The organism is Halomonas sp. YLB-10, assembly GCF_003856855.1.
GTDB classification, from domain to species: domain Bacteria; phylum Pseudomonadota; class Gammaproteobacteria; order Pseudomonadales; family Halomonadaceae; genus Halomonas; species Halomonas litopenaei.
Genome location: NZ_RRCU01000004.1, coordinates 37314 through 63127 on the forward strand (window position 1 = coordinate 37314; position 25814 = coordinate 63127).

A 25814-nucleotide genomic window follows, 5' to 3' on the forward strand; every position below is an offset into this window, starting at 1 on the left:
CCTGTCGTGCGCTTCGCCACACCGATCGGCTTCGCTGAGGTCGTCATTGCACCCGCGCGAACCTGGAGCCTGACCCTATGAACGACTCGCTTGTGATGGTGGGACTGAGCAATGTGCTCACCTTCACCAATATTGCGCTGATCCTCGGCGGCACCCTGCTGGGGCTGTTCGTCGGCGCCATGCCGGGGCTGTCCGCCACCATGGCGCTGGCGCTGCTGTTGCCGCTGACCTTTACCATGGACCCGGCGACGGGGCTCAGCATGCTGGCCTCGCTGTACGTCGGCGCCTCCTACGGCGGCTCCATCGCCGCCATCCTGCTGCGTACCCCAGGCACGCCCTCGGCGGCGGCCACGGTGCTCGACGGCTTTCCGTTGTCCCAGCAGGGGCAGGCGGGCAAGGCGCTGGGGGTGTCGCTGTTCGCCTCCTTCTTTGGCGGCCTGATGAGCGGTATCGCCCTGCTGACCGCCGCACCGTTGCTGGGGGTGCTGGTGTTGAAGTTCGGCCCGGTGGAGCTGTTTGCCATCGCCGTGCTGGGCATCACCATCATCGGCTCGCTGTCCCAGGGCTCCATCGTCAGCGGGTTGCTGTCCGGCATCATGGGGCTGTTGCTCAGCACCGTGGGCATGGACCTGATCACCGGCACACCGCGCATGACCTTCGGCAACATCAACCTGTTTTCCGGCATCGAATTCACGGTGGCTCTGATCGGGCTGTTCTCGATTCCCCAGGCGTTGATCCTGATCGAAAACGCCCACGACAGCGACAAGGTGGCCAGCAAGATCACCGATCGGCTGGTGCCGCGGCTGAAAGAGCTGCGCACGTTGATGCCCAACATCCTGCGCTCCGGCGGCATCGGTATCGTCACCGGCCTGATCCCCGGCACCGGCGGCGACACCGCGAGCTGGTTTGCCTACAACGAAGCCAAGCGCTTTGCCAAGGACAAGAGCCGCTTCGGCAAGGGCGACATCGCCGGCGTCGCCGCCCCCGAGGCCGCCAACAACGCGGTGGTCGGCGGCGCGCTGATCCCGACCATCGCCCTCGGCATTCCCGGCAGTTCGTCCACCGCCATCCTGCTGGGGGCGCTGATGGTCCAGGGCATCCTGCCAGGCCCTAACCTGCTCACCGACTATGGCGATGTCACCTACACCCTGATCTGGGCGGTGATCTTCGCCAATGTCGGCCTGCTGGCGGTGGGGCTGATGTTCACCCGGCTGTGCGTCGGGGTGACCAAGGTGCCGGACAGCTTCGTCGCCTGCGCCATCATCACCCTGTGCGTGATCGGCGCCTTCGCCATCAACAACAGTCTGTTCGAGGTGGGGCTGATGCTCGGCTTCGGCCTGTTCGGCTACTGGATGAACAAGGCCGGCATCTCACCGGCGCCGATGGTCATCGGTCTGATCCTGGGGCCGGTGATGGAAACCAGCTTCCAGCAGTCGATGCTGATCGGCCAGAACAGCCCGATGATCTTCGTCGAAAGCCCCATCGCCATGGTGCTGCTCGGCATCGCGGTGCTGTCGATCCTTCAGGCCACGCCGGTCTTCCGCTGGCTGCGAAGCTCGTTGCGGCGCGGGGCACGCACCGGCTGATCGAGGCGCCGTCACCGCTTCAATAGCGGTGACAGCGCTTCATCCACGCCTGCAACCATGCTAGCGACAACCACAACAATGTCTTGAAAGGAGCCCACCATGACGCGTATCAGCGACGTCCGTGCCCGCACCATCAGTGTTCCGCTGGACCATCCCACCAGCTTCTCCAATCGTCAGGTGTTCAAGCGCGACTACGCCCTGGTGGAGGTCGAAGGCGACGACGGCGTGGTCGGGATCGGCTTCTGCTACGGCGGCAACAATGCCGGTCTGCTGGTATCACAGGCGGTTCGTGAGCTGCTGAGGCCAGTACTGCTGGGGGCCGACGCCCACGCCACCGAAGGCCTGTGGCAGGCCATGTATCAGGAGTCTCTGCTGCATGGTCGCTGCGGCTCGGTGATGCGGGCCATCAGCATTCTCGACACCGCCCTGTGGGATCGCAACGCCCGGGCGGCGGGGCTGCCGCTGTACAAGTACCTGGGGGCGAGTGACAGCGACAGCGTCCCGGCCTACGCCAGTGGCGGCTACTACCTCGACGGCAAGACGCCGGAGATGCTGGGCGAGGAAATGGCCGGCTACGTGGCGCAGGGCTTCAAGGCGGTGAAGCTGAAGGTGGGCCGCGAGGACCTGGCCGGGGAGGAGGCGCGACTGGCGGCGGTGCGCGAGGCGGTCGGCCCCCATGTGGCGGTGATGATGGATGCCAACAACGCCTGGCGCGACCTGCCATCTGCGCTCGCGTTCATGCGCATGGCCGAAGCGTACTCGCCGTTCTGGATCGAGGAGCCGTTCAGCCCCGACGACATCGACAACCACCGCCGTCTGGCCGAGCGTACCCCGGTGCCGGTCGCCACCGGCGAGATCGAGGCCGGACGCTGGCGCTTCAAGGAGCTGCTGGACAAGGAGGCGGCGATGATCCTGCAGACCGACGCTGCGGTGTGCGGCGGCATCACCGAGTTTCGCCGCATCACCGCCACGGCGGCGAGCTACGGGGTCGAGGTCTATCCCCACTGGTTCCATGACCTGCACGTACACCTGGTGGCCTCGGCGCCCAACGCGCGCATGGTGGAGTTCTTCGCCGATGATCAGGTCCTCAACTTCCGCCGGCTGATCGACACCCAGCTTCAGTTCTCCGACGGCAACCTGCTGCTGCCGAGCGCCCCGGGCCTTGGCTTCAACTTCGACAGCGAGGCGCTGGAGCGCTACGCCAGCGAGCCCTGGTCGTGACCCGTCGTCATCGGACGCTGGTCGGGCGGGGCCCGACCTCGATCGAGCGCTCCACTCCATTTAAGGAAATCGCATCATGACAGCCACCAACCTGTCCCATGCCGGCGACGCCTGGTCGCCGGTGATCACCCCCTTTACGTCGAATCTCGCCGTCGATACCGAGCGCTTCGTTGCCCACTGCCGCTGGCTTGACTCCCACGGGGTCGGACTCGCGGTGTTCGGCACCAACTCCGAGGCCAACTCGCTGACCCTTGGCGAGAAGCGCGAATTGCTCTCACAGCTGGGGCAGGCGGGCATCGATCCCTCCCGGCTGATGCCGGGCACCGGCCACTGCGCCATCGACGATACGGTCACGCTGACCCGCGACGCGGTAGACATGGGCGCGGCCGGAGTGCTGATGCTGCCGCCGTTCTACTACAAGGGCGTCAGCGACGAGGGCCTCTATCGCTACTATTCCGAGGTCATCGAGCGGGTAGGCGATGCGCGCCTGCGGCTGTATCTCTACCATATTCCGCCGGTGGCCCAGGTGCCGCTGTCGATCGAGCTGATCGCACGGCTGCGCGAGGCCTTCCCCGAGATGGTCGCGGGGATCAAGGACAGCGGTGGCGACTTCGCCAACACCCAGGCACTGATCGACGCCTTCGGCGCCGACGGCTTTGCGGTGTACGCCGGCAGCGAGCGTTTTCTGCTGGATACGCTGCGCGGCGGGGGAGCGGGCTGCATCAGTGCCACCGCCAACGTCAATCCGGCGGCCATCGCCGGGCTCGCCGCCGACTGGCAGACAGCCGAGGCCGATGAACGCCAGGCAGGGCTGAACGCCATGCGCGATCTGTTCGAGCGCTACCCGCTGATACCGGCGATGAAGGCGGCTACCGCACATTTTTCGGGACAGGCGTCCTGGGCGACGCTACGCCCGCCCTTGATTGAACTGGCGTCAGGGCGCCGCCAGGAGCTGATCGCGGCGCTGGAAGAGCGAGACTTCGCCATGCCGGGACTCAAGGAGGAACAACATGGATAAAGCACCCGCTGCCCGCGATCGTGGGCAGGCGCCTCGTATCGTCGCCCTGAGGCGGCTGGGCGAGGAGGAACTCGCGGCCTTGAACGAGGTGGGCCAGGTGGACTATTTCGAGGATCTGAGCGAGGGCAATCGCGAGGCCTTCGAGGCAGCGATGGCCAGCGCCCACGGTCTGATCGGCGGCAAGCTCGAACTCGATGAAGCGATGCTCGAGCGCTCGCCCCATCTCGAGGTGGTGTCGACCATCTCGGTCGGCTACGACCAACTGCCGCTCGAGGCGATGAATCGTCGGGGCATCCTGCTGTGCAATACCCCGGACGTGCTTACCGAGACCACCGCAGACACCGCCTTTGCCCTGATCATGGCGACCCAGCGGCGGTTGGTGGAGCTGTCCTGCATGGTGCGTGAAGGACGCTGGACGTCCCATGTCGGGCCCGACCAGTTTGGTCACGACGTGCACGGCAAGACACTGGGCATCGTCGGCGCCGGGCGTATCGGCGCGGCGATCGCCAGGCGCGGCGCGCTGGGCTTCGGCATGTCGGTGCTGTACACCGCGCGGGCACCGAAGCCTGAGCTCGAGCAACACCTCGGCGCCGAACACTGCACCCTGGACGAGCTGCTCGCGCGCGCCGACATCGTCTGTCTGGCGGTGCCCTACAGCGATGACACCCATCACCTGATCGACGCCGACGCCCTTGCCCGGATGAAGCCCTCCGCCGCGCTGATCAACATCGCCCGGGGCAAGGTCGTCGACGAGAAGGCGCTGATCGAGGCGCTGCAACAGGGCACCCTCCGCGCCGCCGGGCTCGACGTCTTCACCCAGGAGCCGCTGGACGCCGACTCGCCGCTCGCGCGCATGGACAATGTGGTGGTGCTGCCGCATATCGGTTCGGCCACCCACGAGACCCGTGCTGCCATGGCACGGCGGGCGGTGGACAACCTGATCGGCGCGCTGGTCGGCGAAGGCCCGGTCAACGCCGTCAACCAGGCGTCCTGGCGAGCAGGGAGGGCATCATGAAGCGACGTCTCGAGCGCATCCTGAGTCTGGACGACTTCGAGCGGGCGGCACGTCGCCACCTGCCGCGGCCCCTGTTCGGCTATGTCGCCAGCGTGGCCGAGGAGGGCGAGACGGCAAGGGCTGGTCGCGAGGCCTTCAATGAAGTGCACTGGCTGCCCAGGGCGCTGGTCAATGTGTCGTCGATTTCCACCGAGGTGGAGCTGCTGGGGCAGCGGTTCTCGCAGCCCTTCGGTATCGCCCCCATGGGTATCAGCGCGCTGACCGCCTACCGGGGCGACATGGTGCTGGCCGAACAGGCCCAACGTGCCGAGATCCCGATGATCGTCAGCGCCTCCTCGTTGATACCCATGGAGGAACTCGCCGAGGCCACCGGTGCGGACTGGTTCCAGGCCTACCTGCCCGGCACCCTGGAGGGCATCGACGCCCTGCTTGAGCGGGTCATCCAGGCCGGCTACAAGCGTCTGGTCATCACTGTCGACTACCCGGTGCCGCCCAACCCGGAAAACCATCGTCGCTCGGGCTTTTCGAGCCCCTTGAAGCCGAGCGCGCGGCTGGCCTGGGATGGACTGACACGTCCGCGCTGGCTCACCGGCACCTTCCTGCGCACCCTGTTGCGTCATGGCGTTCCCCACTTCGAGAACAACGCGGCGACGCGCGGGGTGCCGGTGCTGGCGAAGCACGCCGCCCGCGACTTCGCCGGCCGGCGTCACCTGGACTGGTCGACCCTCGAGCACGTGCGCTCGCGCTTTCCCGGCCAGCTGGTGGTCAAGGGGATCCTGCATCCCGACGACGCACGCCGGGCCTGCGAGGCGGGCGCCGACGGTCTGATCGTGTCCAACCACGGCGGTCGCCAGCTCGACGCTACGGTGGCGCCTATGACCATGCTGCCCGAGGTTGTGAAGGCGGTGGAGGGCAAGGTTCCGGTGATGATCGATGGCGGCTTTCGCCGCGGCGGCCAGGTGCTCAAGGCGCTGGCGCTGGGGGCCGACTTCGTGTTCGTCGGCAGGCCCTTCAACTATGCCGCGAGCGTCGCCGGAGGGGCGGGGGTCGCCCACGCCATTCGTCTGATGAGCGAAGAGATCGAGCGCAACATGGCGCTGCTCGGGGTAACCGCCATCGACCAGCTCGGCCCCCACCTGCTGCGCCGCAGGGAAGGTGGCACGGCAGGTGCCACGACAGCCGCCGATACGGGTGTCGGGGCGGGCGTCGAGACCGGCGACAAGGCATCCGACTGAGCCGCTCGCGCCTGATGTGCGTCAGGCCCCGTGGTAGCCCTTTTGCTCGGGCTCTTCATCGGCGTCATCGGTGGCTGCTTCGGGCAGTTCGGCCACCCACTCCATGGCCGCGCTGTGCTCCTTGTGGGAGAAGGTGCGGATCTCGATCTTCCTGACCAGCTTGTCCTCGAGATGGGCGATGTGCTTGATCCACTCCTTGTCGGTGATCACCGCGGCGCGATGGTAGTGGTCAAGCTCGCCGATCTGGGTTAGTCCATAGCCCAGGTCACGTAGCAGCGCGGTCAGGGTCATCCATCGCAGGTTATCGAGTTCCGCCACCAGGCTGACCTTGGGGCAGCGCTTCTTGGTCATTTCGATCAGATCGATGGCTTGCTGGAGTTCCTGCGCGGTCACGGTACCGCCGGCGCGGATGGCGACCACGTGTTCGGCCGGGTGGGGAATCTGCTCGAGCATCTTGAATCTCCTTGTCGGGGACGGCGGGACTCACGTCGCGATGCAGCGTGACGGGATTTTCTCAGCATAGTCGCTGTGGCATCCATGGCGGCCGATCTTCCGTGTTCGACGCCAACGCTTTGCCGTCCTTGCACTCGGTCGTAAGGCCTGACGTAACGATAGCGACAACGACAGGTAGGCCCCGACCTTGCTTCTAACGTAGCGATAGATACAGGTGTGAACACAGCAATGTCGGCGCCATGACCAGATCAGGCATCATCATGCAAAGGAGGGTGGCGAACATGCAAGCGGATGGAGAGAAAGGCCAGACGGTGGGGTGGGCGAGCTGGGCCCTGGCCTTCGGCCTGGTGGGGGCACTGGGCTGGGTCGCGCCGGCCCATTCACAGCAAGCCCAGGCAGCCGACACGTCCTCCGGTCAGGCAACCGTCATCGAGTTGACCCAGGTCGGCTGTCAGTTCCTGGAAAGCGAGAACGGCACCGATCACGGCATTCACCCGCAGAGCAAGGCCGACTGCGAGGCCTTCAACGACGACACCGGTGAGGCGCGGCTGGCAGAGGCCAGGGTGCTGAAAGTGCCCGCCGGAGACTATGTGTTCCGGGTCAAGAACGAGGGCGTGCCCTATGACCTGGGTTTCTGGCTGCGTGGCGACGGCCTGCTCAACCGCGCTCGGCTACCCAGCGTATCCGGCGGCGGCCTCGGCACCGGCCAGACCGGGGATTTCGCCGTCAGCCTGGAACCCGGTGAATACGTCTACTCCTGCCCGCTGAACCCAACCCTGGACTATAAGCTGGTTGTCGAAGGCTAAGGATAAAGCGGAAGGCTTGCGCGGCAAGTACCTGCGGTCGTCGACAATTCGGGCCATGCCCAGGCATGTCGGTGATCTCATCACTGTCAGTGGATCACGACACCTGACGATCGCCTACGCCGCCGACGAAAAAGCTTAACCACCTTGATACCCGCTGTGTCGTTTCGACACGGCGGGTTTTTTGTATCTCCAGCATCAGAGTTTTCCCGTCTAGGCTCTCAGCAATAGCTGTCGTACGCCAAAGCGTCAGGAGGGCCAGATGGCAAAGGTCGAACCCCGCGCGCCCAAGCCGCGTATCGGAATGGTCACCCTCGGTGTTCACTCGCTCGAACGGGCCATCGACTTCTATCAACAGGGGCTTGGCTGGCCTCGCCTGGAGGACAGCGCCCCCAGGATCGCCTTCTTTTCGCTGCAGGGTACCTGGCTTGCCTTGTACGGCTGGCACGATCTGGCCGATGACCTGATGGTCAACGCCGGTGGCGAGGGCTTTCGCGGCGTGACCCTGGCCTACATGGCCGAGGACCCCGAAGAAGTGGACGCGGTGCTGATCCAGGCCAGGCGAGCGGGCGGGAACCTGCTCAAGCCTGGGCAGAAGGCCTTCTGGGGCGGCTACTCCGGCTACTTTGCCGACCCCGACGGGCACCTCTGGGAGGTGGCCCACAATCCCTTCTTCTGGCCAGGGCCGGGCGAGCCCCAGGCCAGGTCCAGCAGCGCCAGGCCCAGCAACGCCAGATCCAGCAACGATAGTTGATCTCGGTCCACGTTCTGGCGGATATCCAGGATGCTGTTTTTCCAATAAAAACAAAGCTGTTAAGCAGGGGGTAGGACGTCGAGGAGAGCCTGGTGGCTACGGGTGCTGTGCTTTCAGGAAGGGACCCTCGACTCAAGGCCGTTACCAATAACCTGCCGCAAGGGAGTCGCTCATGAGTGCAGTCATCGTGTTGGTCCTGGGGTTGGCCGCCATGGCCCTCGGGTACTTCATCTACTCGAAGTTCATCGCCGAGAAGGTGTTGAAGCTGTCCAGGGACTTCGTCACCCCCGCCCACGAGTTCGAAGATGGCGTCGACTTCGTGCCGACCAATCGCTACGTGCTGTGGGGCCACCACTTCACCTCGGTGGCCGGAGCGGCACCGATCGTCGGCCCGGCCATCGCGGTCATCTGGGGCTGGGTACCGGCCTTCTTGTGGGTCATCTTCGGCACCATCTTCTTCGCCGGGGTCCATGACGCCGGCGCGATCTGGGCCAGCGTGCGCAACAAGGCCAAGTCGGTGGGCGCGCTCACCGGGGAAGTGGTCGGCACCCGTGCCCGCAGCATCTTCATGATCGTGATCTTCCTGCTGCTGCTGATGGTCAACGCGGTCTTTGCCGTGGTCATCGCCGGCCTGATGATGAAGTTCCCCTCGGCTGTCATCCCGGTGTGGGGCGCCATCCTGGTGGCGCTGGTCATCGGTCAGTTGATCTATCGCCGGATCATCGGCCTTGGCCTGGTATCGGTGATCGGTGTGGTGGCGCTCTACGCGCTGATCGGCATCGGGCCGGCGGTGCCGATCCAGATGCCCACCGAGGTCGGCGTGCTGTCCGGTCAGGCGGTGTGGATCCTCCTGCTGTTCGGCTATGCCGCCATCGCCTCGCTGCTGCCGGTGTGGATGCTGCTGCAGCCGCGCGACTACATCAACGGCCTGCAGCTGTTCATCGGCCTGATCATCCTTTACGGCGCCCTGGCGCTGTTGAACCCGGACATTGTTGCGCCTGGCTTCAACAGCGATGTGCCCGAGGGCACGCCGTCGCTGTTCCCGCTGTTGTTCGTGACCATCGCCTGCGGCGCGATTTCCGGTTTCCATGGTCTGGTGTCTTCCGGCACCACCTCCAAGCAGCTGGATCGCGAGACCGACGTGCGCTTCGTCGGCTACTTCGGCGCGGTGGGCGAGGGCATGCTGGCGCTGGGGTCGATCCTGGCAGCCACCGCAGGCTTCGCCACCCTCGGCGACTGGCAGGCCATGTACGACGCCTTCGGCAAGGGCGGGGTCAACGCCTTCGTCGAGGGCGGTGCCTTCATCATCCACAACGGCATCGGTTTGCCCCAGGCCACCGCCGCGACCCTGCTCACGGTGATGGCGGCACTGTTCGCCGGCACCACCATGGATACCGGCCTGCGCCTGCAGCGCTACATCTTCCAGGAGTGGGGTGAGATCTACGACCAGCCGTGGATGAAGAAGCCGGCGGTGGCGACCCTGCTGGCGGTGCTGTCGTGCCTGGTGCTGGCCTTCGGCGCCGGGGCAGACGGTTCCGGTGGCCTGATCATCTGGCCGCTGTTCGGCACCACCAACCAGCTGCTGGCCGGCCTGACCCTGCTGGTGGTCACGGTGATGCTGATGCGCAACCATCGCCCGGTCTATTACACCCTGATTCCCCTGGTGTTCCTGCTGATCGTCACGGTGCTGGCGCTGCTGGCCCAGCTCAAGAGCTTCTTCGTCGCAGGCAACTACTTCCTGCTGGCGCTCGATATTGTGGTGCTGATCGCCTCGGTGCTGGTGGCGATGGAGTGCGCCTCGGCGCTCAAGCGGCTACGCCATGAGGTGCGCGGGGAGGCGCCGTGAGCGATCACGACGAGGGTCTGGCCAAGTGGCGTCGCTGGTTGTCGTCGGCGCGCCACTTCGCCGAGGAGTCCTACTCGGCGCCGTATCGCGGTGCCATTGCCCGCGCCCGGCGCGACGAGGACGACCTGTTCATGCTGCTGGTGTTCTCGGAGCTGATGGGCATGCCCAATCCGGTGGGCTACTACACCCTGGAGCTTCAGCCACTGTTGATGGAACGGTTCCATGACTGGCACCAGCGCATGGGCATGGAGCGCTCACCGCTGGATGACTTCCGCTGCTGCTGAACCGGGGGCGGAGGACGATCACGACACCCTCTAGCAACAATTGCCGGGACCGAGCGTGCGCTGGACAGGGGGTAACGCTGTACCGGGCTGACAAGGACAGGGCTGACAAGGGCTGGGCTGACAAGGGACCAGAATGGACAAGGGAAGACCATGAAGGAACTGCTGGATCGTCGCCGACTGTGGGTCGGCGGCAAGGGCGGCGTCGGCAAGACCTCGATGTCGGCGGCGCTGGGCGTGCTGGCGGCACGCCGAGGCAAGCGCGTGCTGGTGGCCTCCACCGACCCCGCCCATAGCCTGGGCGACGTCTTTGCCAGTGAACTCGGGGATACCCCGCGGCGGCTATTGCCCGGCCTGGACGCCATGGAGATCGATCCTGATCGCGAGGTCGAGGCGCATCTGGCGCGGGTAACCGCCCAGATGCGGCGCTATGCGGCGCCTGCCATGATGGATGAGCTGGAACGTCAGATGCGCCTGTCGCGGCAGTCGCCGGGGACCCAGGAGGCGGCGCTGCTGGAGCGGCTGTCGCGACTGATGACCGACGACAGCCTGCCCTACGATCTGGTGCTGTTCGACACCGCGCCCACCGGTCATACCCTGCGCTTGTTGAGCCTGCCCGAGGCCATGGCCGCCTGGACCGACGGCTTGCTCGCCCATAGCCGCAAGTCCGAGCATCTGGGCAAGGTGCTGGCCCATCTGACGCCTGGCTCTCGGCGCGACGTGGCCTCGCCGTTCGAGTCGGACGACGAGGCAGCGTCCCGGGATCAGGACCCGCGCACCCGGGATATCGCCGAGACCCTGCTGGCGCGACGGCGGCTGTTTCATCAGGCCCGCCGGCGCATCCAGGACGCAAGTCACAATGGCTTCCTGTTCGTGCTGACGCCGGAGCGCCTGCCGATCCTCGAGACCGCCCGTGCCGTGGCGTCACTGGAAGAGGCGGGGATTCCCGTTGCCGCCACCCTGGTCAACCGCGTACTGCCGGTAGAGGCGGACGGCGACTTTCTTGCCGCCCGTCGCGTGCAGGAAGAGACCTACCTTGCGCGTATCGATACGACCTTCGCCCACCTGCCGCGTCCGCGGGTGCCCTGGCTCGCCACCGACGTCCAGGGTGTCCCGGCGCTGGAGACCCTGGCCGACTGCCTGGAGAACGCAGGTTTTTAGAACGCTGGTTTCCAGGACAACGGTTCAGTGGGCGTCCGGCGACTGTTCCATCTCTCGCTCCAGCTTGCGCGCCACGTCGCCGGGCGAGCCGGTGCGCCGTGCCATCAGATCGTAGGCCACCGGTACCACGAACAGCGTAAAGAAGGTGGCGGCGGCGACGCCGGTGAAGATCACGGTGCCGATGACGATGCGCGTCTCGGCGCCGGCGCCGCTGGACAGGATCAAGGGCACGCTGCCGGCGATGGTGGTGACCGAGGTCATCACGATGGGACGCAGGCGGGTCATGGCCGCACGCATCAGCGCCTCGCGGAACTCGGTGCCTTCGTCCCTGAGCTGGTTGGCGAACTCGACGATCAGGATGCCGTTCTTGGCGGCGAGCCCCACCAGCATGACCAGGCCCACCTGGCTATAGATATTCAGCGACTGACCGGTGAGCCACAGGCCGAGCAGGGCGCCGCCGATGGCCAGGGGCACCGTCAGCATGATCACCAGCGGATGGACGAAGCTCTCGAACTGGGCCGCCAGCACCAGGAAGACCACCAGGGTGCCGAGTACCAGCAGGAAGGTGGTGGCGCCGGTGGACTCGCGATAGTCCCGGGCCGCCCCCTTGACGTCGGTCTGCACGCCCGCCGGCAGCACCTCACTGACGGCGTTCTCGAGGTAGTCCAGCGCTTCGCCCATGGAGTAGCCGTCGGCCAGGTCGGCCTGCAGGGTGATCGCCCGCAGGCGGTTATAGCGGTTGAGCTGGCTGGGACCGGCGAAGGCCTCGACGGTGACCAGGCTCGACAGCGGGATCAGCTCACCGGTGCGGTCCGAGCGCACCCGCACGTTGTCCAGGGAACTCGGCGTGGGGGTGGAGCCGCGCTCGCCTTCGAGGATGACGTCGTATTCTTCGCCCTGGTCGGTGAAGCGGGTCACGGTGCGGCCACCCAGCAGCGTCTCCAGGGTGCGGCCGATCTCGCTGACGGTGACGCCGAGATCCGCGGCGCGGGTGTAGTCGATATTGACGTTGAGCTGGGGCTGGTTTTCCTCGTAGTCGCTCTCGAGGTTCAACAGTCTCGGATTGGTCTGGCGAATATGGTCCATCAGGGCGTCGCGCCAGGTCACCAGCTGCTCGTAGCTGCCCCCGCCAAGCACGAACTGCACGCCCTGTTCGGTGCCGCCGCCGAAGCCCTGGCGCATCACCGGGAAGGCTCGGATGCCGGGCAGGTCGGCCAGTGACTGGCGCACCTCGTTCATGATCGGCCAGGCGGGTCGACGCTCGGCCCAGTCCGACAGGCCGACGATGGTGAAACCGGAGTTGAAGTTCTCGGTGTTGCCGCGCCCCTGGGGCGCGATGATCAGCACCCGTTCGACCTCGCCGCTCTCGCGCAGGGGTAAAAGCCGCGCCTCGACCTCGTCCATGTAGTCCTCCATATAGGAGAAGGTGGCGCCGGGCGGGCCGCTGATGATGACGAAGAAGGTGCCGCGGTCTTCCCGCGGGGTGTACTCGGCCGGCAGTTGAGGATACAGCCAGGCGATCCCGGCCAGCATCGCCACGAAGCAGGCTACCACCAGCCAGCGCGCCTTGAGCACGACCTCCAGGCAAGCCCGGTAGACCCCCTGGGCCCAGTTCAGCCCCTGGTCGACCCAGTGGGCCAGGCGCCCCTCGTGAAGGCTTGGCGACAGGATCTTGGAGGCCATCATCGGGGTCAGGGTCAGCGCCAGCAGGGTGGAGATGGCCACCGCCGCCGACAGGGTCAGGGCAAACTCGGTGAACAGCTTGCCGACGTCGCCCTGAATAAAGCTCAGGGGCACGAACACCGCGATCAGCACAAGGCTGGTGGCAATAACCGCAAAGGCCAGCTGGCGGGCACCGCGGAAGGCCGCCACCAGCGGCGTCTCGCCGTACAGGTGCATGCGTCGATGGATGTTCTCCAGCACCACGATGGCGTCGTCCACCACCAGGCCGATGGCCAGCACCAGTGCCAGCAGGGTCAGCAGGTTGATGGTGAAGCCCATGGCCGCCAGGGCGGCGAAGGTGCCGATCAGGGTGACCGGTACGGTGACCGCCGGCACCAGGGTGGTGCGCAGGTTACCGAGGAACACGAAGATTGCCACCACCACCAGGCCGATGGCGATCAACAGGGTGCTGACCACCTCGCGAATGGCGCCGGAGACGAAGGTGGAGGCGTCGTAGTTGAGTGACAGGCTCATGCCGTCCGGCAGGCGAGGGGACAGCCGTTGCATTTCGGCGCGCACCGCCTTGGACAGCGCCATGACGTTGGCGGTGGACTGCTTGACCATGCCAAGGCCCACCACCGTCTGGCCGTTGCCGCGAAACAGCGAGCGCTCCTCCACGGTGCCGAGTTCCACCCGGGCCACGTCGGCCAGCCGCACCAGATAGCCGCCGTCGCCGCGATCGAGCACCAGGGCGCGGAAGTCCTCCGGGGTCGAGAAGCTTCGTGGCAGGCGCACCATGAACTGACGATCCTGTGACTCCACCGCGCCGCCGGGCAACTCGACGTTTTCAGCCCTGAGTGCGGACTCCACGTCGCTGACGGTCAGCCCACGGGCGGCCAGGGCGTCATTGTCGAGCCACACCCGCATGGCGTATTCCTTGGCGCCGCCGACGAACACCCCGGAAACGCCTTCCTGCACCGAGAAGCTGTCCACCAGGTAGCGCTCGGCGTAGTCGGTCAGCTCCGCCGTGGTATAGCCCTCGCCGGACAGCATCAGCCACATCACCACCTCGGAGCTGGTGTCCTCCTTGCGCACCTCCGGTGGGTCGGCCTCGTCCGGCAGATTGTCGGCGGCGCCGGAAATACGGTCGCGCATGTCATTGGCGGCGGCGTCGATGTCGGTGGACAGGCTGAACTCAACGTTGATATTGGAGCTGCCGTCGGTGGAGGTGGAGGAGATCACCTCGATGCCGGCGATGCCGGCGATGCGCTCTTCGAGTACCTGGGTGATACGGGTCTCGACCACGTCGGCGGACGCCCCGGGGTAAGCGGTGCGGATGCTGACGATGGGCGGATCGATGGTCGGGTATTCCTGCAGCGGCAGACGGGTCAGCGCCAGCAGGCCGAAGGCGACGATCAGGGCGGCGAGCACGGTGGCCAGCACCGGGCGCTGGACGGAAACGTCGGACAGGCGCATCAGGTGTCGTCTCCCTGGCGCTGCTCGAGCAGGATGTCGCTGACGCTGGTGGTGTCGTCCTCGATGCCGATCAGCGTGATCCGGGAGGCTTCATGCAGGCGGTCATTGCCGTGGGTGACCACCAGCTCGCCGGCCTCGAGTCCCTTGACGACTTCCACGTCGCCTTCGCGCCGCGAGCCTACCTCGATATCCCGGCGGATCACTTCACCGGCCTCGGTCGACGTCGGCTCACGCGTGGTCAGTACCCAGACCCGCTGGCGCTGGCCTTCCGGGACCAGCGCGGACTCGGGAATCACCAGCGCCTGACGCGGGCTTCTGGCGATGGTCACCCGCATCAGCATGCCGGGACGCAGCAGCCTTTCTTCGTTGTCGAGCAGGGCACGCACCGAGATGCTGCGGCTGATCGGGTCGATGCGCGAGTCGATGGTGGCGATCTCTCCCTCGAACACCCGGTCCGGGTAGGCCGCGGTGGTGGCGGTAAGCGTGAGCCCCCGTGACAGCGAACCGAGCTGGACCTCGGGCACGTCGAAGTCGAGCTTCATGTGGGAGACGTCGTCCAGGGTGGTCAGCTCGGTGCCCGGGGTGACCAGGGTGCCGACGCTGATATCGCGTACCCCGACCACGCCGTCGAAGGGCGCCTTGACCCGGTAGTTCTCGAGCATCGCCTCGAGCCCGGCGATGGTCGCGTCCACCTGCTGAAGCTGGGCACGGCTGTCCTCGACGTCGGCGCGGGGCGCCAGATTGCGGCTTTCGAGCTGAGCGAAGCGATTGACCGCGTTCTGTCGCTCGGTGCGCAGTGCCTGGGCCTCGCGCAGGGCGGCGCGTTCCTCGATGTCGGACAGCTCCACCAGAACATCGCCTTGGCTGACCTCTTCGCCGCCCTCGAAGTTGAGCGCCGAGACGGTGTCGGTCACCGTGGCCGACAGGGTCACGCTCTCGTTGGCCGATAGCGTCCCCAGCGACTCCAGCGGATCGGACCAGGCCTCCTGGGTCACCTCGGCGGCGATCACCGGGGTGGGGGGAGGCCCCTGGGTGCCGGCACCGCGCTGCTGCGCCAGGCTGGGCGACACCACACCCGCCAGCACCGGGGCCAACACCAGAGCCAGGGCCAGGCGAACCCCCATCCTCCCTGGTCTCGACGTGCGATGCGATAGGGTCCTGGGGCAACGAACTGACGGCATGGCAAGCTTCCTGCGTTGGGCATTCTACGGTGGACGGCGCTCGAGGCGTGGCCGACGCACAGCGTAAACGATCGGATACGATGGTCGTACAAAGTGTCCGAGGATAGCGACAGCATGCCTGAGACATGGCCTCGCTGGCTTGAGCAAGGTGCGGGTTGCACAATCTTTTCGCAAGTCGTTCGCCGAGTAACAACAGGCCGTTGCATGCCACGGTGTTTCAGGGCGAATCGAGTGGACGGCTCTGCTAGTATGGCGGGCTTTTGTTGCGCCAAGGGTTTCGGCAGCGCGCTTGCACATGGCGACCAGCCCAGGGTGAGGCGCGGCCGACGAGGGCGCCAGGGCGTGATGCGAACAACGGGCGGTGAGGGGAATGATCCATGAAGGTTGACGTGGTAGTGATTGGTGCCGGAGCCGCCGGTCTGATGTGTGCGCTGACGGCGGGCTACGCCGGACGCTCGGTGCTGGTGATCGATCACGCCAACAAGCCGGGCAAGAAGATCCTGATGTCCGGCGGGGGGCGCTGCAACTTCACCAATATGGCGACGACCCCGGCCAACTTCTTCTCCGCCAATCCCCACTTCTGCATCTCGGCGCTCAAGCGCTATCGCCCCGAGCACTTCGTCGAGCTGGTCGAACGCCACGGCCTCGAGTACGTCGAGAAGGCGCCGGGACAGTTGTTCTGCGCCGACTCCGCCAAGGACCTGCTCCAGGTGCTGCTGACCGAATGCGACTGGGCCGGCGTCGAGCTACGCCTGAAGACCAGTGTCGAGCGCATCGAACGCCAGGGCGAGGGCATGCGCCTGGCCACCTCCGCCGGGCGCATCGATGCCGGTGCAGTGGTCGTCGCCACCGGTGGGCTGTCGATCCCCAGCATGGGCGCCACCGGCTTTGGCTACGATATCGCCCGTCAGTTCGGCCTGGAGGTTACCGAGACCCGGGCGGCGCTGGTGCCCTTTACCCTGACCTCGCAGTGGAAGGAGCGGGCGGCGGCGCTTGCCGGGGTGTCCACCGACGTCGTCGCCCGCTGTCGCGGGGGCGAGTATCGTGAACCCTTGCTGTTTACCCACCGTGGGCTGTCCGGTCCCGCCATGCTGCAGATCTCCAGCTACTGGCAGCCCGGCGACGACCTCGAGATCGACCTGATGCCCGGCAAGGACGCCTTCGAGGCGCTGTGTCAGGCCCGCCGCGATACCCCCAAGCGTCGCCTGTCCACCTGGCTGTCCGAGCACTACCCCAAGCGCCTGGCGCAGTCCCTGGTGGAGTGGCAGGGCGATGACGGCGTACTCGCCGAGCGCTCCAACGCAAGCCTTGCGGCCTGGGCGGACTTCCTCAACCGCTTTCGCATCAAGCCCTCCGGCACCGAAGGCTGGCGCACCGCCGAGGTGACCATGGGCGGCGTCTGCGTCGACGACATCTCGTCGAAGACCTTCGAAGTCCAGGGCCTGCCCCAGCTTCGCTTTATCGGCGAGGTGCTCGATGTCACCGGCGAACTCGGCGGCTACAACTTCCAGTGGGCCTGGGCGTCGGCCGTGGCCTGCGGCCAGTCGGTGTAGACGCTTCGTCCCCCCCTGCCTACTCGTGCGACGGCAAGGCCTCCATCTCGCTGACCAGATGGTCGATAAAGCGGCGGATGCGGATCGGCAGGTGATCGGCGTAGGGGTAGACCGCGTAGATGTCGGCGTTGGGTAGCTGGTAGTCCGGCAGCACCCGTACCAGGCGTCCCTGCTCCAGATGTTCGTGCACGTCCCACTCGGCGCGCACGGCGATGCCGTGGCCGCGAATGGCCCAGGTCAGCACGCTCTCGCCGTCGTTGGCCGACAGGTTGCCACGGACCTTGACCTGATGGTGACGTTCTCCCCGGGTGAAGCGCCAGTTGCCGTAGGTGTCCTCGTTCTGTCTGAGCACGATGCAGTTGTGTTCGCTCAATGCTTCCGGGGTGTCGGGATGCCCGTGTTTCTTCAGATATTCGGGTGATGCACAAAGCAGACGTCGGTGGGAGGCGATCTTTCTGGCATGCAGTCCCGAGTCGGGAAGGGTGCCGAATCGGATACCGATATCGAAGGCATTTGCCACCAGATTAAGCGGGTGATCCGAGAGGTGAAGCTGACAGTCGATATCGGGGAATTGTTCGACGAAAGATGCGACGAAAGGAGCAATATGACGTCGACCGAATCCGAAGGGGGCGTTGATTCTTATCTGTCCCGAGGCTTCGTCGGCGTTCACCTTTAGTGCATGGTGAAGCGCTTCCATGTCGGCCAGCATGCGCTTCGCGTAGCGCAACATGACGACCCCGTCCGGGGTCAGACTCATGGCTCTCGGGGTGCGGTAAAAAAGCTGGGTGTCCAGGGATTTTTCCAGATTTGCCAAGCGCTTGCTGGCAGCAGCCGGGGTGATGTCGAGATCCTTTGCGGTGCGCGACAGGCTGCCCGCTTCACACAGGATGACAAAGAATTCGAGGTCGGCAAGCGATTTCATGGTTAACCCAGGCGTCATGGTAGCTTCAACCGCCAGTCTATTGCCGCCAATTGTCCCTGTCACCTAGCCTTCGTGAACCCGGCAAGACCTCCGGTTTACAGAATCTTCAGTGAGGTGACAGCAGATGAGAACGCATAAGGTGGCGGTGATTCCCGGTGACGGTATCGGCCTTGAGGTCATCGAGGCAGGCAAGCAGGTCATCGAGGCGCTGGCCAAGAAGAGCGGCGACTTCAACTTCGAATTCGAGGACTTCGACTGGAGCTCGAAGCGCTATCTGGAACAGGGCGAGTACATCCCCGAGGGTGGCCTCGCTAAGCTCGCGAAGTTCGACGCCATCTACTTTGGCGCCGTGGGCAGCCAGGACGTGCCCGACCACGTGTCGCTGTGGGATCTGCGCCTGGCCATCTGCCAGGGCTTCGATCAGTACGCCAATGTGCGCCCCGCTCGGGTGCTGCCGGGCGTGAAGAGTCGTCTCGAGGGCGCCGACAAGATCGACTGGGTGATCATCCGCGAGAACAGCGAGGGTGAGTACTCCGGCAACGGCGGGCGCGTGCACCAGGGGCTGCCCGACGAGATCGGCACCGAGCTTTCCATCTTCTCGCGCAAGGGCATCGAGCGGATCCATCGCTTTGCCTTCGAGATGGCCCAGAGCCGCCCGCGCAAGAAGCTGACCCTGGTGACCAAGTCCAATGCCCAGCGTCACGGCATGGTGCTGTGGGACGAGGTGTTCTTCGAGGTGGCCAAGGACTTCCCCGAGGTCGAGATCGATCGTGAGCTGGTCGATGCGGTGACCACCCGCATGGTACTCAAGCCCGAGACCCTGGATGTGGTGGTCGCCACCAACCTGCACGCCGACATCCTCTCGGATCTTGCGGCAGCGCTTTCCGGCAGCCTGGGTATTGCGCCTACCGCCAACCTCAACCCCGAGCGCAGCTTCCCCTCCATGTTCGAGCCGATCCATGGCTCTGCCTTCGATATCGCGGGCCAGGGGATCGCCAATCCGGTGGGCTCGTTCTGGACCGCAGCGATGATGCTCGAATACCTCGGCGAGAATACCGCCGCCGAGCGCCTGATGGCGGCCATCGAGCGCCTGACCGAGTCCGGCATGCAGACCAAGGACCTGGGCGGCGACGCCATGACCCGCGACGTGACGGCGGCCATCTGCGCCGACATCGAGGCCCAGGGCTGAGTCTGAGATCCCCGTCGTTTCCTGCCCCCTGCGGGCAGGAGGCGATGACCTTGTCCCCGTCGGATGGCATCGATGCCGAAACACCGACGCGGGATTCGGGGAGGCTCGGCTTCCGAGCAGAGACTCCCCGCTCCACGAGCCCATCGAGAGGCTTGGCAGTAACAATCACAACGCCAAGGAGCAACGCCATGAAATCCCAAACCCTTCTTTTCAGTGCAGTGATCGCCGCGGTGGCGGCGAGTCCGAGCATGGCCGCCGACGACCAGAGTGACTGGCCCCAGAGTGTCACCATCGGCACCGGTAGCCAGGGCGCTACCTACTACATCTACGGCAGCGGCTGGGGCAACCTGGTAGGTGAGCGCACCGGCATCTCGTTCGGCGCCGAGGTCACCGGTGGCCCGGTGCAGAACGTCACCATGGTGCAGATGGGCGAGCACGAGTTCGGCATGGTCACCATGGGACCGGCCTATCAGGCCTGGCAGGGTAACAGCCAGCTGGCACCGGGGGTCGAGCACACCGACGTGCGCGCGGTCTTCCCGATGTACCAGACGGCGCTGCAGGTGATCGCGCTCAAGGACTCGGGCATCGATTCCATCGATGACCTCGACGGCAAGACCGTCGGTATCGGGCCTGCCGGTGGTACCGGTGATCTGTATTTCCCGCAGATCTTCGACAAGCTCGGGATCGAGGCAGATACCCGGAACGGCGGCGCTGCCGACCAGGCCGGTCAGGTCCAGGATGGCCTGCTCGATGCGTTCGCCTTCGCCTCGGGGATTCCGGTATCGGCGTTCAGTCAGCTGGAAGCCCAGGCCGACGTCAACATCTTCTCGTTCTCGCCGGAGGAGAGTGAGCAGTTCCTTGAGGACTTCCCGGCACTCAGCGCCTCGTCGATCCCGGCCAGCGCCTATCAGTCGCTGGACGAGCCGACACCGGCGGTGTCGATCTGGAACTTCGCCATCACCCACAAGGACATGCCGGAGGGGCTGGTCTACGAGGTGACCAAGGCCGTGATGGAAGAGCATGAGCGCATGCTCAAGGTCCATGGCTCGGCGAAGGAAACGCTGCCGGAAAACTTCTCCCAGAACAGCTTCATGCCTTGGCATCCGGGCGCCGCGCGCTGGTTCGAGGAGAACGGCTACGACATTCCGGACGATCTGGAAGGCTGAAGTGCTATGGCGCCGGCCGTCTGAGACGGTCGGCCCTTGAAGCTCGTGAGCCGGGGTCCGCCAGGGCCTCGGCCCTCGTGACCTGAGGTACAGCGAGATGACAACGACAAGACAACCGGAGCCCGCCGACGAGGTGGCTCCGCTTCAGACGGTGGTGGCGGATGGCGCCGACGAGCTGCCCCGTGCCCACAACGAGCGCGTCCTCGGCGGGCTGGTCGGCAGGACAGTGATGCTCGGCTGCGTGCTGTTTACCGCGATGCACCTCTACGCGCTGAATATCGCGCCGATCGAGACCTGGACCTTTCGCATTCTGCACATCGCCGGTGGACTGATGGTCGGCTTCGCCATCACCGCAGCGATGTCGGTGGACCCTGAAGGCGGGGCCGGCAAGGGCTCAAGGCCAGCAGGACTCGAGCGAATCGCTGCACTGATCACGGCACTCGCCAGTGGCTACGCGGGCGCCTGCGCGCTGGCCCTGTGGGGGCTTAGTGAAGGCCCTGGTGTGGCGGTGACCAACTGGCTGCCGCTGCATCTGGCGGTGGCGCTGGCGATCGCCAGCGTGGCGGGGGTGGTATCGAGCTGGTGCTTTCCCAGTCGTGGTGATCGCATTCACTGGCCGGATCTGGCGTTGATGGTATCGGCGCTGGTGGTGGCGGCCTTTCTGATCTTCGTACTGGGACGCTGGCGCATGGCGGCGGGCACTCCGCTGGTGGGCACGCCTGAACTGCTGGTCTCGGCCAGTGGGGTGCTGTTGATCATGGAGCTGACCCGGCGTATCGCCGGTCTGGCGCTGATCGCCATCACCAGTGTCTTCCTGCTCTACGCCTTTGCCGGGCCCTACCTGCCGGGCATCCTCGAACATGACGGCTACACGGCCAAGCGCTTCTTCACCTACCTGTACACCGACAGCGGGGTGCTGGGGCCGACCACCGCGGTGTCGTCCACCTACATCATCCTGTTCATCACCTTCGCCGCCTTTCTGCAGGCCTCCAAGGTCGGGGACTACTTCGTCAACTTCGCCTTCGCCGTGGCCGGGCGTTCGCGCGGTGGCCCGGCCAAGGTGGCGGTATTCGCCTCGGGGCTGATGGGCATGATCAACGGCACCTCGGCGGGCAATGTGGTGGCCACCGGCTCGCTGACCATCCCGTTGATGAAGCGGGTGGGCTACCATCCGCTCAGCGCGGGCGGCATCGAAGCGGCAGCCTCCACCGGTGGCCAGATCGTGCCACCGATCATGGGCGCCGGCGCCTTTATCATGGCCGAGATCACCGGCATCCCCTATACCGAGATCGCCTTCGCCGCGCTGATTCCGGCGGCGCTGTACTTCCTCGCCATCTATCTGATGGTGGACCTGGAAGCCCGACGCGACGGCATGCAGGGTCTGCCCAAGGACCAGTTGCCGCTGGTCACCGAGATGCTCAAGCGGGTCTATCTGTTCCTGCCGATCATCATCCTGATCACCACCCTGTTCATGGGCTATTCGGTGATCCGTGCCGGTACCCTGGCGATGGCCAGCGCCGCCGTGGTGTCCTGGCTGACGCCGCACTGGATGGGGCCCAAGGCCTTGCTGCGGGCGCTGGAACTGGGGGCCCGAATGTCGGTGCCCTTGATCGCAGTGTGCGCCTGTGCCGGCATCATCGTCGGCGTGATCTCGCTGACCGGCGTCGGTGCGCGCTTTGCCTCCATGCTGCTGGGGCTGGCCGACACCAGCCACTTCCTGGCGCTGTTCTTCGCCATGTGCATCTCGATTCTGCTTGGCATGGGCATGCCGACCACGGCGGCCTACGCGGTGGCGGCGTCGGTGGTGGCGCCGGGGCTTCAGCAGATCGGTATCTCGCCGCTGGTGTCACACTTCTTCGTGTTCTACTACGCGGTTCTGTCCGCGATCACGCCACCAGTGGCGCTGGCCGGCTACGCGGCGGCGGCGATCTCCAACACCAATGCGCTGAAGACCGCAGCCACTTCGTTCAAGTTCGGCCTGGCGGCGTTCATCGTGCCCTTCATGTTCTTCTACAGCCCCGAGCTTCTGATGCAGGGGACCTGGTGGGCGATCCTGAGGGTGGCGATCACCGCCGGTATCGGCATCTATCTGCTGGCGGCGGCGCTTCAGGGCTATTTCCTGGCGGCTCCGGCGAATCTGCTCCAGCGTGTGGTGCTGGGGGCAGCCGCTCTGGCGATGATCTCCGGTGGCCTTGTCACCGATCTGATCGGCCTGGGACTGGGCGCGGCGATCTGGGGCGTGCAACGCTGGCGCCACAAGAGCGCCGGTACGCTGCCCTCCTGAGGAGCGCAAGGCAGCAAAGCCAGGACGCCGCGGTACCTGGCGTCCTGGACCTGAGCGCAAGCCCAGGTGGTAAATCGCGGGGAGGCGGCCTACGGGCCGCCTCTTTTTGTGCTACTACCGTTTGCAGACGTGGAGGCTTCCTGTTCAAGCGATCCCTGTCCGCCACTTTTTTTCTCAGCCGCCCAAGGAATCGGCTACCAGCGACGTCTTTACGTGTAGATGCCCCCCTGTGGGCTGATGTGTATTTCCGAGAGCCCGACCGCGAGGAGCGGCCACTTGTCGATTCAAGAGCCCGAAACCCGGGCGCCAACGGATGTAGAACTGGTGAAGGGCGCCGCCGGAGGCGAGCGTGAGGCCTTTGCGTGCCTGCTGTCTCGCCACTACGACCGGCTTTATGCGCTGGCCTGGCGGCTGACCGGCAGCCGCGCCGAGGCCGAGGATCTGACCCAGGACATCTGTCTTGCGTTGCCCGACAAGCTAATCCGCTTCGATGGGCGCGCCGCCTTTACTACCTGGCTCTATCGGGTCGCGGTCAACGCCGCCCACGATCGACGCCGGCAGCAGGCCACGCGGCGCAAGGCTGCCGAGGGCTGGGAGGCCTGGGAGCGTGGCCGACACCAGCGCAATCGACAGCGCGACGATGAACAGCGCTGGCTCGCCAGGGCGATGGCGACGCTATCGACTGACCTGCGTGACACCGTGGCGCTGTCCCTAGGCGAAGGCATGACCCAGGCGCAGGTGGCCGAGGTGCTGGAGGTTTCAGAAGGTACCGTGGCCTGGCGCATGAGCGAGGTGAAACGACAATTGAGCGCGCTGGCCCAGGCGGAGGAGGAAAGATGAGTGATGAGCTGAAGCGCCTCGAACGGGCCCTGTCATCGGCACCCGCGCCGGAGGCGGAGGTGAAGTCCGGGCATCTAAAGGCGGCGCTTGACGGGTTCGATCAACGTCAGGCCGCCGACCAAGAGTCCAACGCCGAGCCACGTCTCTCGGGGGAAGGTCGCGACGACATCAGGTCGCGGCCGCGTTCACCCCGGAGGGATGCCAGCATGAACCGATCGCTTAGCCACAGCCCGTCACACCGTCGCCCATTGCATCGTCGACCATCAGTGGCTGCCGCCGCCTCGCTGGCGGCGTTGTCACTGGGGCTTTACCTGCTGTGGCCCCAGGCCCAGGACTTCGACGCCATGACAGGGCCCGAGCCGAGCCAGGATGCCGAGATGGCCGTCTCGCCACCTCGAACTGCCAGCAAGCCCGAGTCTGCCCCTGAGTCGACCGAGGGCGAACGTCTGGCGATTGTGGCGAGCAAGACAGGACCGGTGGCAGACCAGATGGCCGGTGACATGCCCCTTGATACGGCCGTCGTGACGGCTGTCGAGACGGAAAGCAAGTCTGCGGGGCAGGTCACTCAGTTGGCCGAGGCTCCCAGGCTCTCTGTGTCGCGATCTTCGTCGCTCTCTTCTTCACCATCGACGTCGCTCTCTCCTTCGATATCGATGGAGATGCGCGGCCTGATGCCGAGTCAGGAGGTCGCACGGATAGCGCCCTTGCCGAGCCCGGGACCTTCGGTCCAGGTGCCCACCGCCACCTCGGAAGCCTATCCCGAGTTCGACGCCTCGAGTGTCAGGGTGACCGCCGAGACGCCGGTGTCGACCTTCTCGGTGGACGTGGACACGGCAAGCTACGCGGTGGTGCGTTCTTCGCTGATGCAGGGGCAGTTGCCGCCGCCCCAGGCGGTGCGTATCGAGGAGATGATCAACTACTTCGGCTACGACTACCCCCAGCCGGACGCCGAGGCCTTTCGCCCGATGGTCGACGTCTTTGCCTCGCCGTGGAATCCCGAGCGTCAGCTGGTGCGCGTGGCGCTGCAGGGCAGGGCGGCCACGCCTGGCCCCCGCTCGCCGGTCAACCTGGTGCTGCTGATCGACACATCCGGCTCGATGCGCTCGCCAGACAAGCTGCCCTTGCTCAAGCGCTCCATGGCGCTGTTGCTGGGTGAGCTGAATGACGACGACGAGGTCGCCATCGTCACCTACGCCGGCAGCGCCGGGGTGGCACTGGCACCGACTGGGGCATCGAACACAGAGGAGATCATGCAAGCGCTCGAGAGCCTGGCGCCCAGCGGCGGTACCGCCGGCGAAGCCGGCCTGAGCCAGGCCTATCGGCTGGCGGGGCAGATGAACGGCGAGGACGAGACGACCCGGGTGCTGCTGGCCACCGACGGCGATTTCAATCTTGGCCTGAGTGATCCCGAGGCGCTCGAGCGCTTTATCGCCGACCGGCGTGAGGGCGGCGTGTATCTGTCGGTGCTGGGCTTTGGCCGAGGTAATCTCGACGACGCCGTGATGCAGTCGCTGGCCCAGTATGGCAACGGCCAGGCCGCCTATATCGACAGTCTGGCCGAGGCGCAGAAGGTGCTGGTGGACCAACTGGCGGCGTCGCTCGAGCCCATCGCCAACGACGTCAAGGTGCAGGTCGAATTCAATCCGGCGCGGGTGCAGGAGTACCGCTTGATCGGCTACGAGACCCGCGCGCTCAGGCGAGAGGACTTCCGCAACGACCGCGTCGATGCCGGCGATATCGGTGCGGGTCATCAGGTGACGGCGCTCTACGAGATTGCCCCGGTGGGCTCGAGCGCTGCCCTGACCCGGCCATCTCGCTATCAGCAGGGACAGCAAGTGACGGGGGGCCAGCATGACGAGCTGGGGCATGTGGCGCTGCGCTACAAGGTGCCGGGGGAGTCGCAAAGCCGCCTGATCGAAACGCCGATCTCGCCAGGCGTGACGACAGCCGACAGCGAGGCGTCCTTCGCCGCCGCCATCGCAGGCTTCGGCCAGCTGCTGGGTGACGATCGCTACCTGGGCGACTGGGGGTGGGATGAGGCTATCGCGCTGGCCGAGGCCAGCAAGGGCAAGGACCGCTACGGCTATCGCGCCGAGGCGGTACGCCTGATGCGCCTGGCCGGCGGACTGTCGGATCGCTGAGTTTCTGCGCTACGCTTGAATGCATCA

Annotated in this window: 20 protein-coding genes; 16 read left to right on the forward strand and 4 right to left on the reverse strand. The window is 65.7% G+C overall.

Annotated elements, in window-relative coordinates:
- Positions 1 to 77: 77 nt before the first annotated feature.
- The 5 genes from EBB56_RS10100 (at position 78) to EBB56_RS10120 (ending at position 6075) form a co-directional block, all read left to right on the forward strand.
- Positions 78 to 1586: a tripartite tricarboxylate transporter permease gene (locus EBB56_RS10100; protein WP_045993329.1), complete on the forward strand. Its 1509-nt coding sequence runs from the start codon at positions 78 to 80 to the stop codon at positions 1584 to 1586.
- A gap of 99 nt (positions 1587 to 1685) precedes the next feature.
- A complete protein-coding gene (locus tag EBB56_RS10105) occupies positions 1686 to 2807 on the forward strand; it encodes a mandelate racemase/muconate lactonizing enzyme family protein (RefSeq protein WP_108447595.1) in 1122 nt (373 codons plus the stop codon).
- Between the two features lie 76 nt (positions 2808 to 2883).
- Entirely contained in the window at positions 2884 to 3825 is a 942-nt protein-coding gene (locus tag EBB56_RS10110; protein WP_124804292.1) for a dihydrodipicolinate synthase family protein, read from the forward strand.
- Positions 3818 to 4840, forward strand: a complete 1023-nt coding sequence (locus tag EBB56_RS10115) for a D-glycerate dehydrogenase (protein WP_124804294.1) — start codon at positions 3818 to 3820, stop codon at positions 4838 to 4840. Before EBB56_RS10110 ends, EBB56_RS10115 begins: the two co-directional genes overlap by 8 nt.
- A complete protein-coding gene (locus EBB56_RS10120) occupies positions 4837 to 6075 on the forward strand; it encodes an alpha-hydroxy acid oxidase (protein ID WP_108132597.1) in 1239 nt (412 codons plus the stop codon). The genes EBB56_RS10115 and EBB56_RS10120 overlap by 4 nt, the downstream gene beginning before the upstream one ends.
- A 21-nt stretch (positions 6076 to 6096) precedes the next feature.
- Here the strand turns inward: EBB56_RS10120 and EBB56_RS10125 are convergent, their stop codons facing one another.
- Entirely contained in the window at positions 6097 to 6528 is a 432-nt protein-coding gene (locus EBB56_RS10125) for an STAS/SEC14 domain-containing protein (protein ID WP_045993324.1), read from the reverse strand.
- A gap of 281 nt (positions 6529 to 6809) precedes the next feature.
- On the opposite strand from EBB56_RS10125, the gene EBB56_RS10130 reads away from it, so the two are divergent.
- The 5 genes from EBB56_RS10130 (at position 6810) to EBB56_RS10150 (ending at position 11373) form a co-directional block, all read left to right on the forward strand.
- Positions 6810 to 7334: a hypothetical protein gene (locus tag EBB56_RS10130; protein WP_213230607.1), complete on the forward strand. Its 525-nt coding sequence runs from the start codon at positions 6810 to 6812 to the stop codon at positions 7332 to 7334.
- A 259-nt stretch (positions 7335 to 7593) separates the two neighbouring features.
- Positions 7594 to 8085: a VOC family protein gene (locus EBB56_RS10135; RefSeq protein ID WP_124804296.1), complete on the forward strand. Its 492-nt coding sequence runs from the start codon at positions 7594 to 7596 to the stop codon at positions 8083 to 8085.
- A gap of 172 nt (positions 8086 to 8257) precedes the next feature.
- Positions 8258 to 9931: a carbon starvation protein A gene (locus tag EBB56_RS10140; RefSeq protein WP_108132599.1), complete on the forward strand. Its 1674-nt coding sequence runs from the start codon at positions 8258 to 8260 to the stop codon at positions 9929 to 9931.
- Positions 9932 to 9948: 17 nt separating this feature from the next.
- Complete coding sequence (locus EBB56_RS10145) at positions 9949 to 10215, forward strand: cory-CC-star protein (RefSeq protein ID WP_045993347.1); 267 nt, start codon at positions 9949 to 9951, stop codon at positions 10213 to 10215.
- A 150-nt stretch (positions 10216 to 10365) separates the two neighbouring features.
- Positions 10366 to 11373 (forward strand): ArsA family ATPase, encoded by a 1008-nt coding sequence (locus tag EBB56_RS10150; protein ID WP_124804298.1) that lies wholly within the window; start codon positions 10366 to 10368, stop codon positions 11371 to 11373.
- Between the two features lie 24 nt (positions 11374 to 11397).
- Here the strand turns inward: EBB56_RS10150 and EBB56_RS10155 are convergent, their stop codons facing one another.
- Together EBB56_RS10155 and EBB56_RS10160 are read right to left on the reverse strand one after the other, a co-directional pair.
- A complete protein-coding gene (locus EBB56_RS10155; protein ID WP_124804300.1) occupies positions 11398 to 14511 on the reverse strand; it encodes an efflux RND transporter permease subunit in 3114 nt (1037 codons plus the stop codon).
- A complete protein-coding gene (locus EBB56_RS10160) occupies positions 14511 to 15635 on the reverse strand; it encodes an efflux RND transporter periplasmic adaptor subunit (RefSeq protein ID WP_124804302.1) in 1125 nt (374 codons plus the stop codon). Before EBB56_RS10160 ends, EBB56_RS10155 begins: the two co-directional genes overlap by 1 nt.
- 434 nt (positions 15636 to 16069) lie before the next feature.
- On the opposite strand from EBB56_RS10160, the gene EBB56_RS10165 reads away from it, so the two are divergent.
- The gene (locus EBB56_RS10165) at positions 16070 to 17245 is read left to right on the forward strand and encodes an NAD(P)/FAD-dependent oxidoreductase (protein WP_124804304.1); all 1176 of its coding nucleotides are present in this window, start codon (positions 16070 to 16072) and stop codon (positions 17243 to 17245) included.
- A 19-nt stretch (positions 17246 to 17264) separates the two neighbouring features.
- On the opposite strand, the gene EBB56_RS10170 is transcribed toward EBB56_RS10165, so the two are convergent.
- Complete coding sequence (locus EBB56_RS10170; protein ID WP_108132603.1) at positions 17265 to 18167, reverse strand: LysR family transcriptional regulator; 903 nt, start codon at positions 18165 to 18167, stop codon at positions 17265 to 17267.
- A 124-nt stretch (positions 18168 to 18291) separates the two neighbouring features.
- Between EBB56_RS10170 and EBB56_RS10175 the strand changes: the two genes are divergently transcribed.
- From EBB56_RS10175 to EBB56_RS10195, 5 genes are all read left to right on the forward strand, one after another.
- Positions 18292 to 19356 carry a tartrate dehydrogenase gene (locus EBB56_RS10175; RefSeq protein WP_045993316.1) on the forward strand — a complete coding sequence of 355 codons (1065 nt, stop codon included), beginning with the start codon at positions 18292 to 18294 and terminating at the stop codon, positions 19354 to 19356.
- Positions 19357 to 19544: 188 nt separating this feature from the next.
- Entirely contained in the window at positions 19545 to 20522 is a 978-nt protein-coding gene (locus tag EBB56_RS10180) for a TAXI family TRAP transporter solute-binding subunit (protein ID WP_124804306.1), read from the forward strand.
- Positions 20523 to 20619: 97 nt separating this feature from the next.
- On the forward strand, positions 20620 to 22806 hold the full coding sequence (locus tag EBB56_RS10185; RefSeq protein WP_185696414.1) for a TRAP transporter permease: 2187 nt from the start codon (positions 20620 to 20622) through the stop codon (positions 22804 to 22806).
- Positions 22807 to 23082: 276 nt separating this feature from the next.
- On the forward strand, positions 23083 to 23646 hold the full coding sequence (locus EBB56_RS10190) for an RNA polymerase sigma factor (protein ID WP_197037111.1): 564 nt from the start codon (positions 23083 to 23085) through the stop codon (positions 23644 to 23646).
- Entirely contained in the window at positions 23643 to 25787 is a 2145-nt protein-coding gene (locus EBB56_RS10195; protein WP_124804308.1) for a VWA domain-containing protein, read from the forward strand. The genes EBB56_RS10190 and EBB56_RS10195 overlap by 4 nt, the downstream gene beginning before the upstream one ends.
- The last annotated feature ends 27 nt before the right edge of the window (positions 25788 to 25814 follow it).